Genomic DNA, 15,629 nt, shown 5'->3' with positions numbered 1-15,629 from the left:
AGCTATCAGGAGGATGTGTCAACGCTTTCAACTTGTCATCTGTAAGCTTTTTCACGTATCATTCAACTTAAGTGTTTTGCTGTATAGTAATATTGAATTCTATTATGGGCAAGGAAGTGATTGGGATGGATTATGTAATTGAGATGCTAGATGTTTCAAAAAAATTCGGAAACTTCTATGCGAATGATCATATTACATTGCAACTGGAAAAAGGCGAGATTCATGCATTGCTAGGAGAAAACGGTGCTGGTAAATCGACCTTAATGAACGTACTATTCGGTTTATACCAACCGGATGGTGGAGAAATTCGTGTGCGCGGTGAAAATGTATCAATCACTGACCCGAACGTAGCAAATGATTTGGGCATCGGGATGGTGCATCAGCACTTTATGCTCGTAGAAAATTTAACTGTAACTGAAAATATTATTCTGGGTAGTGAGCCAACTAAATCTGGAATGATCAACATTAAGGACTCAGCCAAAAAAGTTGCGGAGATTTCAAAGATGTACGGACTCGATGTTGATCCATATGCCAAAATAGAAGACATTTCTGTTGGTATGCAACAACGTGTTGAAATACTTAAGACCCTTTATCGCGGAGCAGATATTCTAATATTTGATGAACCGACTGCATCATTGACGCCTCAAGAAATTGAAGAATTATTGAATATCATGCGTAAGCTGGTTAAAGAAGGCAAATCAATCATTTTGATAACACATAAACTGGCGGAAATTATGAGTGTTTCGAACAAAGTAACTGTCATTCGTAAAGGTAAAGGAATTGGTACTGTTATTACAGCAGAAACGAATCCTGAAGAGTTAGCGACATTGATGGTTGGACGTCAAGTCACGTTCAAAACGGAAAAGGGACCTTCACATCCGACAGAAGAAGTCTTGAGGATTGAAAATCTACAAGTTAATGATTACCGTGGCGTTGCTAAATTAAAAGGACTTAATCTTTCTGTACGTCGTGGAGAAATAGTAGGGATTGCAGGAATTGACGGTAATGGTCAATCCGAATTAATTGAAGCAATCACTGGATTGACGAAAGTAAAAGGCGGAAATATTTACATTAACGAAGAAGATGTAACTAATAAAAAGCCTAGGAAGATTACAGAGACTGGTATTGGACATATTCCTCAGGATCGTCATAAACATGGACTTATTCTAGACTTTTCAGTGGCATATAATGCTGCTCTTCAATCGTATTATCATGAACCGCTATCTAAAGGCGGTATTATGAATTATAAAGTCGTAAATGAAACAGCGGAAGAATTAATCAAGGAATTTGACGTAAGAACTCAAGGTACACATGAATTAGCGAGAGCATTATCCGGAGGGAATCAGCAAAAGTTGATCATCGGACGGGAAGTTATGCGAAATCCTGATTTGCTAATAGCGGCACTGCCTACACGTGGTTTAGATGTCGGTGCGATTGAGTTTATCCACCGCCGATTGATTGAACAGCGCGACAGTGGAAAAGCTGTTTTGCTTATTACATTTGAACTGGATGAAGTTATGAACGTCTCTGACCGGATATCTGTCATTTATGATGGAACGATTGTCGGTACTGTTCTTCCTCAAGAAACAACAGAACAAGCATTAGGGTTAATGATGGCCGGCCATTCAAAAGACGTGGCGGAGAAGAAATCTTTAGCCGCTGAGAAAGATGGTGATGAACATCATGTCGAATAAAATGATCAATATAATGGTCCCAGTAATTTCGATCATTTTAGGGCTCTTAGTAGGAGCAGTCGTAATGCTGATCAGCGGTTATAATCCAGTCGTTGGATACACGGCTTTATGGAATGGTATCTTTGGTGATTCCTACGCGATTGGTGAAACTATTCGTCAAATCAGTCCATATCTACTTGCGGGTCTTGCTGTAGCATTTGCATTCAGAACTGGACTCTTTAATATCGGTGTAGAAGGACAACTAATCGTTGGCTGGTTTGCCGCAGCGTACGTAGGGATGGCGTTCGAACTTCCAAAGATCATTCATCTACCCTTAGCGCTTATCGCAGCAGCTGTAGCAGGGGCGCTTTGGGGATTGGTACCTGGTATTTTAAAAGCAACGTTGAAAGTACACGAAGTAATTGTCACCATTATGATGAACTATATTGCGCTACACGTAGTGAATGCATTAATTAAAACACTCTCTGGCGGCGGATTCAAACTGGAACGTATTCATGAATCAGCTTCTCTAAGATCAGAATTCTTATCTAATCTGACGGACTATTCCACACTACATTACGGAATATTCGTAGCGTTGGCGATGGTTGTCGTCATGTGGTTCATTTTAGAGAAAACGAAGACTGGATACGAATTGAAGTCTGTTGGGTTTAATGAAAACGCAGCACAATATGCCGGAATGAGCGCTAATAAGAATATTGTTCTCGCAATGGTCATCTCTGGTGCGTTCGCTGGGCTTGGTGGTGCAATGGAGGCACTTGGTACATTTGGTAACATGTCTTCAATGGGCGGCTTTACAGGGATCGGTTTTGATGGAATCGCCGTTGCGTTGCTTGGCGCGAATACGCCACTCGGTGTCATTTTCGGTGCGACGTTATTCGGTTCTTTGAAATACGGAGCGAATAATATGCCGAACGAAGCAGGAATTCCTGTAGAAATTGTTTCAATTATTATTGCATTAGTTATTTTCTTTGTAGCCTGCGGATACATCATCCGTGTAGGACTCATACGTTTACGTAATAAGAAGGAGGCGAAGTGACATGTTAGACGTATTATATTTCATCATACCTATAACTATTGCTTCTGCAGCCCCTCTTATTTTTACAGCAATTGGCGGTGTGTTCTCTGAACGATCCGGTGTGATCAATATCGGTTTGGAAGGTCTTATGATCATGGGGGCATTCATCGGTATTCTGTTCAATCTGTTTTTCGCTGATACCTTTGGCGCTTGGACACCTTGGCTCGCATTACTTGTTGCTATGCTCGTTTCAGCACTATTTGCAACACTTCATGCAGTAGCTTCTATCTCTTTCAGAGCGGATCAGGTAGTTTCAGGTGTTGCGATAAACATGTTAGGTCTTGCCATTGCATTATTTTCTGTGAAAATGATTTTTGGTAAAGGACAAACAGATTTCATACAACAAAAAATTCCTAGATTTAACGTACCGTACTTGGAAGATATTCCAATCATCGGTCCAATGTTCTTTAAATTAGTATATGGGTCTTCCATTATAGCGATTGCTACTGCAATTATCGCATGGTTCGTGATTTACAAAACACCGTTTGGTCTGCGTCTGCGTTCTGTAGGGGAACATCCTATGGCTGCAGATACAATGGGAATCAAAGTTACTAAAATACGCTATATTGCAGTTATTATTTCAGGTGGACTGGCAGGAATTGGTGGAGCAGTTTATTCACAGACCATCACAAATGATTTTGGACATGCGACTATCAATGGTCAAGGGTTCATGGCTTTAGCTGCAATGATTTTTGGAAAGTGGCATCCACTGGGTGCAATGGGAGCCGCGTTATTCTTCGGATTTGCCCAGGCACTTGCGATTAGTTCATCAAGTATTAAGTTACTAGCTGATATTCCAGCAGTTTATTTCCACATCTTCCCTTACGTTTTGACTATTCTGGCTCTTGCTGGATTCCTTGGAAAAGCAAAAGCACCGAAAGCACTTGGTAAGCCTTACGTTAAAGGAAATCGATAAAAGTTATAAAAGCTATCTGGAGACGCATACTCTTCAGATAGCTTTTCTAAGTTTGTTTTAGAAAGTTTTTAGTTAAATGTGCTGAAAAATCATGGTTAGATTAAAGATAAAGGCAAAGTACGCCTTTATTTTTAAGTCCTCCAGTGCATGTCGAGGCTAAACGGCGCTCTCAGCACTAGAAAGAGTTGTATCATTTTCCAAATGGCGGGCTTAAATGTATAGTGAGACTAGGATTACATATAATAAGGTAAACGAGGTGTTTGTATGTTCAATAAAACAAAATTACAAGATGGCGTACATTTGTATATACGGAAAACGGAACAGTTCAAAACAGTTAATGTGACAATTAAGTGGAAAGCGCCACTGGATCAGCAGAAAGCTTCTGAACGTACGGTGTTAGCGAATGTGATGGAAAATTCAACAAAGCAGTACCCAACAATGAGTTCCATGCGCAAAGCACTGGACGAGTTGTACGGTACGGTATTATTTACTGACGTTTCGAAAAGAAGTTCGCAGCATATAGTTTCGCTTTATACGGAATGTGTAAACGATGAATTTTTTGCAGGCGAAGATATCTTTAAGCAATTATGGCAATTAATTCGTTCTGTAGTGTTTGATCCTAACGTAACGAATAAAGCATTTGATTCGGATGTCACGGATAGAGAAAAACGCAATGTCCGCGATCGGATTCGTTCTATTTATGACGACAAAACGCGCTTTGCTCAGAAACGCATGCTTGAAATCATGAGACCCAATCATCCTGCATCTATTTCTGCTTACGGCACAGAGGAAGCTGTATCTGAAATTACAAAGGAAAGTCTTTATACTACATACGAAGATATGATCAATAATGATTTGATTGATATTTATGTAGTAGGAGATGTAGATGAAAAGTATATTATTGAGCAAATTAAACAATTCCTACCATTTGCTGCACGTGATGCAGAAAAGCAACTGGATTTACCAGATGTAAAAGTGTCAGATTCAGTGAATACAATTAGAGAGCAGCAGGATATGAAACAAGGTAAGCTTCATCTTGGATTCCATACGCCGGTTTCTTTCCATCATCCTGACTATCATAAGATGCAAATAACAAATGGTATTTTCGGTGGCTTCGCCCATAGTAAATTGTTCATGAATGTGCGGGAAAAAGAAAGCATGGCCTACTATGCGAATAGTGCTTTTGCTTCGCATTACGGTATAGTCTACGTCACAGCAGGTATTGATGCAGACTTAGAAGAGAAAGCTGTAAAATTAATTCTTGAGCAACTGACCTCACTGCAAAATGGGGAAAGTACAGAAGTGGAATTGAATCAAACAATCGCTCTTCTTGAAAATAGTATTTTGAGCGCAAATGATTCGGCTCGTAGTCAGATTGAAATTTATGATCAATATAAAGAATTAGACGAGAACTTCACTGCAGATCGACTTATCGAAAAGTGGGAATCCGTCACATTAGAAGATATAAAGGAAATGGCGAATACAGTTCAATTAGAAATTGTGTATTTGCTTTCAGGTAAGGAGGATGTTTCCGAATGAAAGAAGTAAATTTTGATCAACTACAAGAGAAAATCTACACTGAAACATTAGATAATGGTTTGAAAGTAGTTATCCTACCGAAGCGTGGATTTTCTAAAACATTTGTAACGTTTACAACAAAGTATGGATCTATTGATCGTACGTTCAAACCACATGGCAAAGACGAATTTATCACAGTGCCTGATGGTATTGCTCATTTCCTTGAGCATAAGATGTTTGAAAAGGAAGATGGAGATGTATTTCAGAAGTTTGGCTTAAACGGAGCTTCTGCAAATGCTTATACTACATTTGGTAGAACTGCTTATCTCTTTTCTGCAACAAATAAACTAAAAGAAAATACAAAAGTATTACTTGACTTCGTTCAACAACCATATTTCACGAAACAAACTGTCGATAAAGAAAAAGGGATCATTGCCCAGGAAATTACTATGTACGACGATCAGCCTGATTGGAGACTATATTTCGGCACAATTGAAAACCTTTATGAAAACCATCCCGTGAAAATCGACATTGCGGGTACTGTTGAGTCTATTCAGGACATTACAGCTGAACATTTATATACTTGCTATGAGACGTTCTATCATCCATCCAATATGTTGCTGTTTATCGTAGGAGCAGTAAAACCTGAGGAAATGATGGCTTTTGTTAAAGAAGATCAAGCGCAAAAGTCATTCGATCAACCTGAAGCGATCGAACGCCAATTCCCGTCCGAATCAAAAGAAGTGGATGTGCCTGAACGTACTTTGACAATGGATGTTTCAAAACCTAAGTTGAATATCGGTATGAAGTGTACCGAAACAGAGCTACAGGGCCAAGAAATGCTTGAAATGGAATTGTCAGCAAACCTCGTACTAGATAGTTTATTCGGTCGTACATCTGCGTTTTACGAAAAAGCAAACGCGGAAGGTTTAGTGGATGAATCGTTTTCATATGAATTCTCTTTGGAAGAAGGATATGGTTTTGCAATGGTTGGTTCCGATACAGATGAGCCGGAGCGCTTGGAAGAATTAATCCGTCATACCATTAAAGATGCAAAGACAAATTGGCCGGTGAAAGAAGAAGATTTGGACAGAATGCGTAGAAAGAAAATCGGGCAATTTATGCGCTCTTTAAACTCCATTGAATTCATCGCGAATCAATATACACGATATGAATTTAATGACATGAACTTATTCGATGTGGTACCAACTTTAGAAAAACTATCGATGGATAAATTAAAAAAGGCATTTTCCACTTTCTCTGATGACAGCAGCTATACAATTTTCAAAGTATTACCACCTAAGACTCAATGAACCAGTCAAGATTTGCACTCGTTTTAGGAGCATCTGGCGGTATCGGGGAAATAATTTGTAAGCAACTTGCAGAAACGGGATGGTCTTTGTATTTACATTATAATACAAGAAAACATCAGGTGGATTTATTGAGAACAGAGCTGGAAGAGACATATCCTGATCAGCAATTCCGCAGTGTGCAAGCTGATTTCAGAGTGGTTGAAGCCGCTGAAAAACTGGCAGCGGACATTCAAAGCATTCAAGCGATCGTTGTAGCCAATGGTCAAGCTGTCGTAAAATTATTATCAGATACGAGCGAAATGGATATGTTGGAATTATGGCAAGTTCATATGCAGAATCCAGCACGATTAATCGCGCTGTTATCCGAAAAACTGCGTAAGCATGAAGTTTCCTATATTACATTCATTGGCTCGATTTGGGGAAGTGCGGGTGCAGCAGGCGAAGTAATGTACTCCGCAGTTAAGGGTGCACAGCATGCCTTTGTTAAAGCGTATGCGAAGGAAGCTGCTTATTCTGGTATACGTGTGAATGCGATCGCACCAGGGTGGATTGATACACGTATGAATCAGGAATTTACTGCGGAAGAGCGGCAGATGGTACTGGATCAGATTCCGCTATTGTCAGTCGGAACACCGCAGGAAATAGCGAATATGGTGGAATTTATGCTGAGTGGTAAAGCAGATTATATGACAGGTGAAATAATTCAAATAAATGGTGGCTGGTATATCTAAGGCCTTGGGAAAGGGACGATACGTGATGTCCTTTTCTTTTTTTCTTTTCATCACTCTAGCAATCCGCTATTATAGAACTAAGTGCAGACTTGTGCATTCTGGAAAAAAGTAGTTTTATGAAGGAGTGTGTTGAATGGGAGAATGGTATGTCGAATATGAATTGCAAGTCAATCGCCCTGGATTACTAGGGGATATTGCTTCATTACTCGGTATGTTGCGAGTCGATATTGTAACCATCAACGGGGTGGATGGAAGATACCGCGGTATGCTCGTCCACACTGATCATGATCAACAAATTAAACGTTTCGAGTTGATTGCTTCTACTATGGATGCGATTGTCATCCATAAGATTAGAGAACCGAAATTACGTGATGTATTGGCTGTTCGTCATGGACATTATATTCAGCGCGGTACGGAAGATCGGAGAACATACCAGTTTATAAGAAGCGAACTTGGAATTTTAGTGGACTTCTTGGCAGAAATTTTCAAACAAGATGGTCATAAGCTAATTGGCGTTCGGGGAATGCCGAGAGTAGGTAAAACAGAATCTGTGGTAGCGGCAAGTGTGTGTGCCAATAAAAAATGGGTGTTTTTATCCTCCACAATGATTAAGCAAACGGTTAGAACGAGTATGATGGGGGATGAGTTTTCAGATGATAACATCTTTATACTAGATGGTATCGTAACACGAAAAACATCAGATGAACGTCATATGCAATTAGTACGCGAGATTATGGGCTTGCCTACGATTAAAGTTGTCGAACATCCAGATATGTTTGTGAAGCAATCGGAATATACAATCGATGACTTTGATATAATCATAGAGTTACGGACTACAGTAGATCAGGAAATCACATACGACATTCTGGAAAAGAATGATCCTATTTCTAACCGTAGTCCTATGGGCGGCTTTAATATGTTTAATTGATTGAGATGAATTAGGTAGGTGTTGAATTTGATCGGAATAGGTGCTCGTTTGAAAGAAGCGAGAATATCAAAAGGATTGACGCTGGTAGATTTGCAAGACAGTACGAAAATTCAACAGCGTTATCTGTTAGCAATTGAAAATGAAGAGTTTCAAGTCATTCCAGGTGCTTTCTACGTTCGTGTTTTTATTAAACAGTATGCAGAATCGGTGGACTTGAATGCAGAGGAAATACTGACTCTTTATCAAGACGAGTATGAAACTGCTGTACAAGAAGAGCAGGAGAAAGTTGTGCCTGCAACTATGCAACGTAGTGCAGGTGCGAAACAGAATAACACATTAAAAGAGGCAATGCCGAAAATTATTGTTGCACTATTTATCCTCATGATTTTTGTTATTGTTTATACATTGTTAAAAGACAAAGCAGCAGATCCAGCAATGGATGGTGACTCATTGGGAGCGAATTCAAATGTAGTATCGGACCCACAACCAAATCCTGTTGAAATCGAGAAGCCAAAACAACCCTTCGAACACGCTTCTACTTCGGGTGAAACGTCTATATACAAATTGTCTGACCCTGAAACTATCAAATTAGTCATTAAGACTACAGGTGATTCGTGGATTTCAATAACGGATCAAAATGGAGAAGAAAGAATGCCACAACCGGCCGGTGCTCGTGTAGTACAGGAAGGCGAAACAATTGAAATTGAAGCAAACGATGCAGAGAGTTTGAGAATCCGTGTTGGAAATTATGAGAACGCAGAACTGACAGTTAACGGTCAACGAGTAGATTATCCAACAGATCTTGTGCCACAAAACATCGTATTAAAAAAGCCATAGAAAAATAGTCATCTCAAGGGGTGACTATTTTATTGTTCGTAAGTGTACTTAATCGTTAGAAAGGTGGACATGTAATGAATTTACCGAATAAAATTACGCTTTCCAGAGTCTTTATGATTCCTATTTTCATCCTGTTTCTTGCAGTGGATTTTGGCTGGGGAATGATTAGGCTTGGAGGAGTAGAAATGCCTGTCGAACATTTGGTAGGCGCAATTATCTTCATCGTAGCTTCGACAACTGACTGGCTAGATGGATACTTAGCTAGAAAAAACAACTTAGTAACTAATATGGGTAAGTTTTTGGATCCATTGGCAGATAAATTACTGGTCTCAGCCGCTTTTATTTTATTAGTGGAAATGGGTACAGCTCCTGCATGGATTGTCATCATTATTATTAGTAGGGAATTTGCGGTAACAGGATTACGTTTGATCTTAGCGGGTGGCGGTGAAGTAGTAGCTGCTAACCAGTTAGGTAAAATTAAAACAGTAGCGCAATTATTGGCAATTTCTTTTCTTTTATTGCATAACATTTTCTTCGAAGCACTGGGTATTCCATTCGGAACTATCATGTTGTATATTGCATTAGTATTTACTGTATGGTCAGGTGTAGATTACTTCGTTAAAAATCGTAAAATTTTAGTCGAGTCAATGTGAGGAGAGTAATGTATTCATGAAAGCAGAAATAATTGCAGTAGGAACAGAAATTCTATTGGGGCAAATCACGAATACCAACGCACGATTCATATCTGGAAGATTGGCTGAGGCTGGAATTGATGTATATTATCACACCGTAGTAGGAGATAATCCTGAACGCTTGTCCCAGTCGATCAAACTGGCGCAGCAACGTGCGGATATTCTCATATTTAGTGGAGGGTTAGGTCCGACAAAAGACGATCTCACGAAACAAACCATTGCACGTGAATTAGGTTGTGAGCTTGAATCTAACGACGAAGCGATGAAGACTATTGAAGAATATTTCGATCATGTCGGGAAAGTAATGACAGAAAATAATAAGCAGCAGGCTCTCGTTTTAAAAGGATCTACGGTATTGCCGAATCGAAATGGTATGGCACCGGGTATTGCTATTGGCAAAGCCGATAAACAGTATATTCTATTACCGGGACCACCTCATGAAATGGAACCTATGTTTGAACATGAAGCGATTCCGTACTTACTTGGCGTGTTCGGTAAACAGGACATAATATCCTCTAAAGTATTGAAATTACAAGGAATTGGCGAGTCTGAATTAGAAGTGCGTCTTCAGTCTTTATTAGAAAAACAGACAAACCCTACCATCGCACCACTCGCTTCACCAGGAATGGTTAAGTTGCGTATTACTGCAAAAGCTAAAACGGAGGAACAAGCTCAAAAATTGATTTCACCTGTAGAGCAAGAAATCCGCGCTATTGTAGGAGAGTTTATCTATGGTGTAGATGATGATACACTGGCTTCCAAAACAACTGAATTATTGCTGCAAAATGACTGGTCAATTTCAGTAGCAGAGAGTTTGACTTCAGGAATGTTTATGGCGGAGCTTGGTTCACAACCAGGAATTGGAAATGCGCTAAAAGGCGGCGTTGTAGTTTACAATAAAGAGATGAAAATCGAGCAATTGGGTATCTTATCTTCATTGCTTGATTTTCATGGCGTGGTCAGTTCCGAATGTGCTGAAGCGATGGCCGAAAGTATTAGGGAGAAATGTTCAACTACTATTGGAATTAGTCTGACAGGTGCAGCTGGTCCTGAACCACATGATGGTCAGCCACCAGGTACTGTTTGGATCGGGATTGCAATAGAAGGAATGAAGACGGCATCCTATAAACTTCAATTATCAGGTTCACGTAATACGAACCGTATGCGTTCTGTACAGTTCGCATTACATTATTTAATTCAAATGATGAGAGAGAAAAAAGAATTGAAGTATTGAATTTCCAAGTCGATTTAGCTACCAAAATTCAATTCATCCTAGTATTTTGTATCTTTTTTTCAATTCCTTTTATTAATTTATCGAATACCCGTTCGTTTAATTCTTGTGTATTGTATTGAAAAAAGGTATAATAAGAGTAGAAAAAGAGTTTGAGGAGGAATTGTAATTGAGCAATCGTAAAGCGGCTTTAGATATGGCGTTAAAACAAATAGAGAAACAATTTGGTAAAGGGTCTGTCATGAAAATGGGTGAAAAGACAGATCTTCAAATCGATACATCATCATCAGGTTCATTAGCACTGGATGCGGCCTTGGGAATAGGCGGATATCCACGCGGACGAGTAATTGAGATATATGGACCAGAGAGTTCAGGTAAAACAACTGTGTCTTTGCACGCAATTGCAGAAGTACAAGCAAGTGGCGGTACAGCGGCATTTATTGACGCGGAACATGCGTTAGACCCTGTCTATGCACAAAAGCTAGGAGTTAACATCGATGAATTATTATTATCTCAACCCGACACAGGTGAGCAAGCTTTGGAAATTGCAGAAGCTCTTGTACGTTCAGGTGCAGTAGATATCGTCGTAGTAGACTCAGTAGCTGCTCTTGTACCGAAAGCTGAAATCGAAGGCGAAATGGGTGACGCACACGTTGGTTTGCAAGCTCGTTTAATGTCACAAGCCTTGCGCAAACTTTCTGGTGCAATTAATAAATCAAATACGATTGCAGTATTCATCAACCAGATTCGTGAAAAAGTAGGCGTGATGTTCGGTAACCCTGAAGTAACACCAGGAGGACGTGCTCTGAAGTTTTACGCTTCCGTTCGTCTTGAAGTTCGTAGAGGTGAAGCAATTAAACAAGGTAATGATATTATGGGTAATAAGACAAGAATCCGTGTTGTGAAAAACAAAGTCGCACCTCCATTCCGTACGGCAGAAGTGGACATTATGTATGGTGAAGGAATTTCAAAAGAAGGTGAAATTCTAGATCTAGGTTCAGAATTGGAAGTAGTACTAAAAAGCGGTGCTTGGTATTCTTATGAAGGTGAGCGTTTAGGACAAGGTCGTGAAAACGCGAAACAATTCTTAAAAGAAAATCTGAAAATGCGTGACGAAATTGCAGGAAAGATTCGTGAATCATATGGTTTAAATGCTACAAACTATGTGATTGCAGCGCACGGTGATGATGAAGATGAGCTTGATGACTTACTATCTCTACCAGAAGAGAAGTAAGCTATGCATGTAAACCGCCAATTTTTATTGGCGGTTTTTTTATGAAGTTGAACCTATGTAATTTTATATAGAAATACATAACGTAAACTAATTGTTTTATAAAACCAACGCACTACAAAGTACACTAAATTCTAGGTTCGACGTATATAATCACGGTCTACTTGTTTAACGTATTTTCTGCTTTTCGGGAAAATTAATGGTTATTTAAATGAATCAAGAGAAATGAAAGTGGAAAGACTCAGTCAAACAATACAAAAGCGACTGTAGGATCATTTTTCCTCCATCATTCCTTGACACAATAAAAATACAACTATACAATTAAAGTGGCGTATTATATACGTCCTATATTTAACAAACCAATCAATTGTTTTTGGCAGTATGTTGATTTAACTTAATTCAGCAAAATAAAAAGATAAGTAAAAAGTAGTGACATCAATAAAAATTAGTCCCGAAACAGCAGGGTTTCTACTACCCGTTGGATTAAGTTAGGCCTTCGGCGTTTTCACAGATCGTCGGGACATTACCAGGAACCCCTGGTAACAAGTAACGTGAATATAACCGCCATGGCAAAATTGATTATACGAGCCGACTGAAAAGAAAAGAATAAGCAGGAGGAGGTGACCTCAATGGGTATTGAAATACTCATCTCCGTTTTGCTAAGTCTCATCGTCGGTGCAGTTGTTAGCTTTTTTATATTGAAGAATGTGAATGATTCAAAAGTGACTGGTGCCAAGCATACTGCCAACCAACTCGTCGAAGAGGCGAAGCGTGAAGCGGAGTCAGTGAAGAAAGAGGCACTGTTAGAAGCGAAAGATGAAACTCACGAACTGCGGATTGAAGCAGAAACAGAAGTCCGTGAGAGAAGGACGGAATTACAGAAACAAGAAAACCGTCTCTTACAGCGTGAAGAAAACCTTGATCGCAAGGATGATGCGCTCAATAAAAGAGAAGCAGGTCTAGAGCGCAAAGAAGATGCGCTATTAGAAAGACAACAGCATATTGAAGAGATGGAACGCAAAGCGGAAGAACTTGTTACTACACAGAAGACCGAACTGGAAAGAATCTCTTCCTTAACAAGAGATGAAGCGAAACGCGTCATCTTGGAAGATGTAGAAGAAGAGCTTTCTACGGATATTGCAGTCATGACGAAAGAATCCGAGCAACGGGCTAAAGAGGAATCCGAGCGTAAAGCACGTGAAATCCTTTCATTGGCACTGCAACGATTTGCAGCAGATCATGTGGCAGAAACAACAGTCTCCGTCGTTAATTTACCAAATGATGAAATGAAAGGTCGCATCATTGGTCGTGAAGGGCGAAATATTCGTACACTCGAAACACTTACGGGTATTGATTTGATTATTGACGATACGCCAGAAGCTGTTATCCTATCTGGTTTTGATCCAGTTCGTAGAGAAACAGCAAGATTGGCTCTTGAGAAATTAGTTCAGGATGGTCGTATCCACCCTGCGCGTATCGAAGAGATGGTCGACAAGTCCAGAAGAGAAGTGGACGAGCTGATTCGCGAAAAAGGAGAACAAACTACATTCGATGTAGGTGTTCATAATTTACATCCGGATATGATCAAAATTTTGGGTCGTCTACACTTCCGTACAAGTTACGGACAAAATGTTTTGAAGCACTCTATTGAAGTAGCATACTTAACAGGCTTGCTTGCAGCAGAGTTGGGTGAAGATGTTACGCTTGCTAGACGGGCTGGTTTACTTCACGATATCGGTAAAGCTATCGATCATGAAGTAGAAGGAAGTCACGTGCAGATCGGTAAAGAGCTTGCAGTGAAGTATAAAGAACATCCGGTTGTCATCAATAGTATTGCTTCTCACCACGGTGACGAAGAAGCAACATCTGTTATCGCAGTGCTAGTCGCAGCAGCGGATGCATTATCTGCAGCAAGACCAGGTGCACGAAGTGAAACATTAGAAAACTATATAAAACGTCTACAAAAACTCGAAGAAATTTCGGAATCATACGAAGGTGTAGAGAAGTCATTTGCCATTCAGGCAGGACGGGAAGTGCGTATCATTGTCCGCCCCGAACAGATCGATGATATTACCGCACATCGCTTAGCACGTGATATACGAAAACAAATCGAAGAAGAATTAAACTATCCAGGGCATATTAAAGTGACGGTCATACGGGAGACCCGCGCAGTAGAATATGCAAAATAATACCTAACACAAAACAGCTTCCGGTTCGTTTGGAAGCTGTTTTCATTTTGGAAAGAGGTTGTTACAGATGAAAGTAATTTTTATTGGAGATATCGTTGGATCTATGGGAAGAGAAATGGTAATTGATTACTTATCACGTTTGAAACGCAAATATCAAGCCGATGTCATTATCGCAAATGGAGAAAATGCGGCTTCAGGCAGAGGGATTACAAAATCAATTTATCATGATTTATTGCATGCTGGAGTAGATGTCATCACAATGGGTAACCATACATGGGATCAACGTGAAATTTACGATTTTATAGATGAAGTGGATTACTTGATTCGTCCTGCGAATTTTTCTGATCAAGCTCCTGGTAAAGGCATGACGTCTATTACAAAGAATGGTGTTACTCTATCAGTTATCAACTTACATGGTCGAACATTCTTACCGCCACATGATGATCCATTCGCCAAAGCGGATGAACTACTAGAAGAAGCTTTGAAAACATCACCACTCGTTTTTGTCGATTTTCACGCAGAAGCAACAAGTGAGAAGATTGCGATGGGCTGGCATCTGGATGGCAAAGCATCTGTCGTTGTCGGAACACATACACATGTGCAAACAGCCGATGATCGAATCCTTCCAGGAGGGACTGCTTATTTAACCGATGCAGGCATGACGGGCCCATACGATGAAATATTAGGAATGAAAAAAGAAGATGTATTGTACCGTTTCTATACTAACTTGCCCACTCGATTTGAAGTACCGAAAAGTGGAAGACCACAGCTTAACGGAATGTTCGTAGAATTGGATGATAAAACTGGTAAAGCTCTCAAAATTGAGCGTATTAGAATTAACGAAGATCATCCGTTTAAAAACTAATTTTAAAAGTGTCTAAATCCTCCTTACTTATCATAGGATGTTGTATGGAATATACGCGTTCCATAGACATTGCAAAATAAGGAGGAAATATCGTGAGTCCCTTGAAAGTATCTTCTCGCTCAAATCCGAACTCAGTAGCAGGAGCACTAGTTGCGGTTATTCGTGAACAGGGCTTTGCCGAGATCCAGGCGGTCGGAGCTGGAGCATTAAATCAAGCAGTAAAAGCAATTGCAATCGCTAGAGGATTCGTAGCACCAAGTGGAGGCGACCTAATTTGCGCGCCTGCTTTCACCGATATCGAAATCAACGGGGAAGCTAGGACTGCACTCAAACTTCTCGTCGAAAAAAAGGAACGTAAGTAGAATATAAAAAAGAGCTGTCCAAGTCGTCATTAGTTTACATGACAACT

The 15,629-nt window shown here is 39.9% G+C and carries 14 protein-coding genes; all 14 read left to right on the top strand.

The window, feature by feature from the left end:
• The first annotated feature begins 125 nt into the window (after positions 1-125).
• The 14 genes from Q7P97_RS00465 (at position 126) to Q7P97_RS00400 (ending at position 15,582) form a co-directional block, all read left to right on the top strand.
• Entirely contained in the window at positions 126-1,694 is a 1,569-nt protein-coding gene (locus Q7P97_RS00465; RefSeq protein ID WP_303964960.1) for an ABC transporter ATP-binding protein, read from the top strand.
• A complete protein-coding gene (locus tag Q7P97_RS00460; protein ID WP_303964958.1) occupies positions 1,684-2,730 on the top strand; it encodes an ABC transporter permease in 1,047 nt (348 codons plus the stop codon). Before Q7P97_RS00465 ends, Q7P97_RS00460 begins: the two co-directional genes overlap by 11 nt.
• 1 nt (position 2,731) lies before the next feature.
• Complete coding sequence (locus Q7P97_RS00455) at positions 2,732-3,685, top strand: ABC transporter permease (protein WP_085428695.1); 954 nt, start codon at positions 2,732-2,734, stop codon at positions 3,683-3,685.
• A gap of 264 nt (positions 3,686-3,949) precedes the next feature.
• Complete coding sequence (gene yfmF / locus Q7P97_RS00450) at positions 3,950-5,224, top strand: EF-P 5-aminopentanol modification-associated protein YfmF (protein ID WP_303964955.1); 1,275 nt, start codon at positions 3,950-3,952, stop codon at positions 5,222-5,224.
• Positions 5,221-6,516 (top strand): EF-P 5-aminopentanol modification-associated protein YfmH, encoded by a 1,296-nt coding sequence (yfmH, locus tag Q7P97_RS00445; RefSeq protein ID WP_303964952.1) that lies wholly within the window; start codon positions 5,221-5,223, stop codon positions 6,514-6,516. The genes yfmF and yfmH overlap by 4 nt, the downstream gene beginning before the upstream one ends.
• On the top strand, positions 6,513-7,247 hold the full coding sequence (gene ymfI / locus Q7P97_RS00440) for an elongation factor P 5-aminopentanone reductase (RefSeq protein WP_303964949.1): 735 nt from the start codon (positions 6,513-6,515) through the stop codon (positions 7,245-7,247). The genes yfmH and ymfI overlap by 4 nt, the downstream gene beginning before the upstream one ends.
• A 133-nt stretch (positions 7,248-7,380) precedes the next feature.
• Positions 7,381-8,175: a DUF3388 domain-containing protein gene (locus Q7P97_RS00435; protein ID WP_085428699.1), complete on the top strand. Its 795-nt coding sequence runs from the start codon at positions 7,381-7,383 to the stop codon at positions 8,173-8,175.
• Positions 8,176-8,202: 27 nt separating this feature from the next.
• Complete coding sequence (locus Q7P97_RS00430) at positions 8,203-9,012, top strand: helix-turn-helix domain-containing protein (RefSeq protein ID WP_303964946.1); 810 nt, start codon at positions 8,203-8,205, stop codon at positions 9,010-9,012.
• 74 nt (positions 9,013-9,086) lie between these two features.
• A complete protein-coding gene (gene pgsA / locus Q7P97_RS00425) occupies positions 9,087-9,665 on the top strand; it encodes a CDP-diacylglycerol--glycerol-3-phosphate 3-phosphatidyltransferase (protein WP_085428701.1) in 579 nt (192 codons plus the stop codon).
• Between the two features lie 16 nt (positions 9,666-9,681).
• On the top strand, positions 9,682-10,938 hold the full coding sequence (locus Q7P97_RS00420; RefSeq protein WP_303964942.1) for a competence/damage-inducible protein A: 1,257 nt from the start codon (positions 9,682-9,684) through the stop codon (positions 10,936-10,938).
• A 166-nt stretch (positions 10,939-11,104) separates the two neighbouring features.
• Positions 11,105-12,169: a recombinase RecA gene (recA, locus tag Q7P97_RS00415; protein ID WP_085428703.1), complete on the top strand. Its 1,065-nt coding sequence runs from the start codon at positions 11,105-11,107 to the stop codon at positions 12,167-12,169.
• Between the two features lie 626 nt (positions 12,170-12,795).
• The gene (gene rny / locus Q7P97_RS00410) at positions 12,796-14,355 is read left to right on the top strand and encodes a ribonuclease Y (RefSeq protein WP_085428704.1); all 1,560 of its coding nucleotides are present in this window, start codon (positions 12,796-12,798) and stop codon (positions 14,353-14,355) included.
• A 67-nt stretch (positions 14,356-14,422) separates the two neighbouring features.
• Positions 14,423-15,220: a TIGR00282 family metallophosphoesterase gene (locus Q7P97_RS00405; protein WP_303964936.1), complete on the top strand. Its 798-nt coding sequence runs from the start codon at positions 14,423-14,425 to the stop codon at positions 15,218-15,220.
• 92 nt (positions 15,221-15,312) lie between these two features.
• Positions 15,313-15,582: a stage V sporulation protein S gene (locus tag Q7P97_RS00400; RefSeq protein ID WP_085428706.1), complete on the top strand. Its 270-nt coding sequence runs from the start codon at positions 15,313-15,315 to the stop codon at positions 15,580-15,582.
• The last annotated feature ends 47 nt before the right edge of the window (positions 15,583-15,629 follow it).

Origin of the sequence: Sporosarcina ureae (assembly GCF_029267015.1) — a bacterium.
GTDB lineage: Bacteria > Bacillota > Bacilli > Bacillales_A > Planococcaceae > Sporosarcina > Sporosarcina ureae_D.
Note: the sequence above shows the minus strand (reverse complement) of the source record. Positions and strands in the feature narration are given on the sequence as shown.

What these genes read in the sequence shown, in the direction of transcription:
- Q7P97_RS00465 (WP_303964960.1), top strand. Translation starts at nt 126, where the DNA reads ATGGATTATGTAATTGAGATGCTAGATGTTTCAAAAAAATTCGGAAAC.
- Q7P97_RS00460 (WP_303964958.1), top strand. Translation starts at nt 1,684, where the DNA reads ATGTCGAATAAAATGATCAATATAATGGTCCCAGTAATTTCGATCATT.
- Q7P97_RS00455 (WP_085428695.1), top strand. Translation starts at nt 2,732, where the DNA reads ATGTTAGACGTATTATATTTCATCATACCTATAACTATTGCTTCTGCA.
- yfmF (WP_303964955.1), top strand. Translation starts at nt 3,950, where the DNA reads ATGTTCAATAAAACAAAATTACAAGATGGCGTACATTTGTATATACGG.
- yfmH (WP_303964952.1), top strand. Translation starts at nt 5,221, where the DNA reads ATGAAAGAAGTAAATTTTGATCAACTACAAGAGAAAATCTACACTGAA.
- ymfI (WP_303964949.1), top strand. Translation starts at nt 6,513, where the DNA reads ATGAACCAGTCAAGATTTGCACTCGTTTTAGGAGCATCTGGCGGTATC.
- Q7P97_RS00435 (WP_085428699.1), top strand. Translation starts at nt 7,381, where the DNA reads ATGGGAGAATGGTATGTCGAATATGAATTGCAAGTCAATCGCCCTGGA.
- pgsA (WP_085428701.1), top strand. Translation starts at nt 9,087, where the DNA reads ATGAATTTACCGAATAAAATTACGCTTTCCAGAGTCTTTATGATTCCT.
- Q7P97_RS00420 (WP_303964942.1), top strand. Translation starts at nt 9,682, where the DNA reads ATGAAAGCAGAAATAATTGCAGTAGGAACAGAAATTCTATTGGGGCAA.
- rny (WP_085428704.1), top strand. Translation starts at nt 12,796, where the DNA reads ATGGGTATTGAAATACTCATCTCCGTTTTGCTAAGTCTCATCGTCGGT.
- Q7P97_RS00405 (WP_303964936.1), top strand. Translation starts at nt 14,423, where the DNA reads ATGAAAGTAATTTTTATTGGAGATATCGTTGGATCTATGGGAAGAGAA.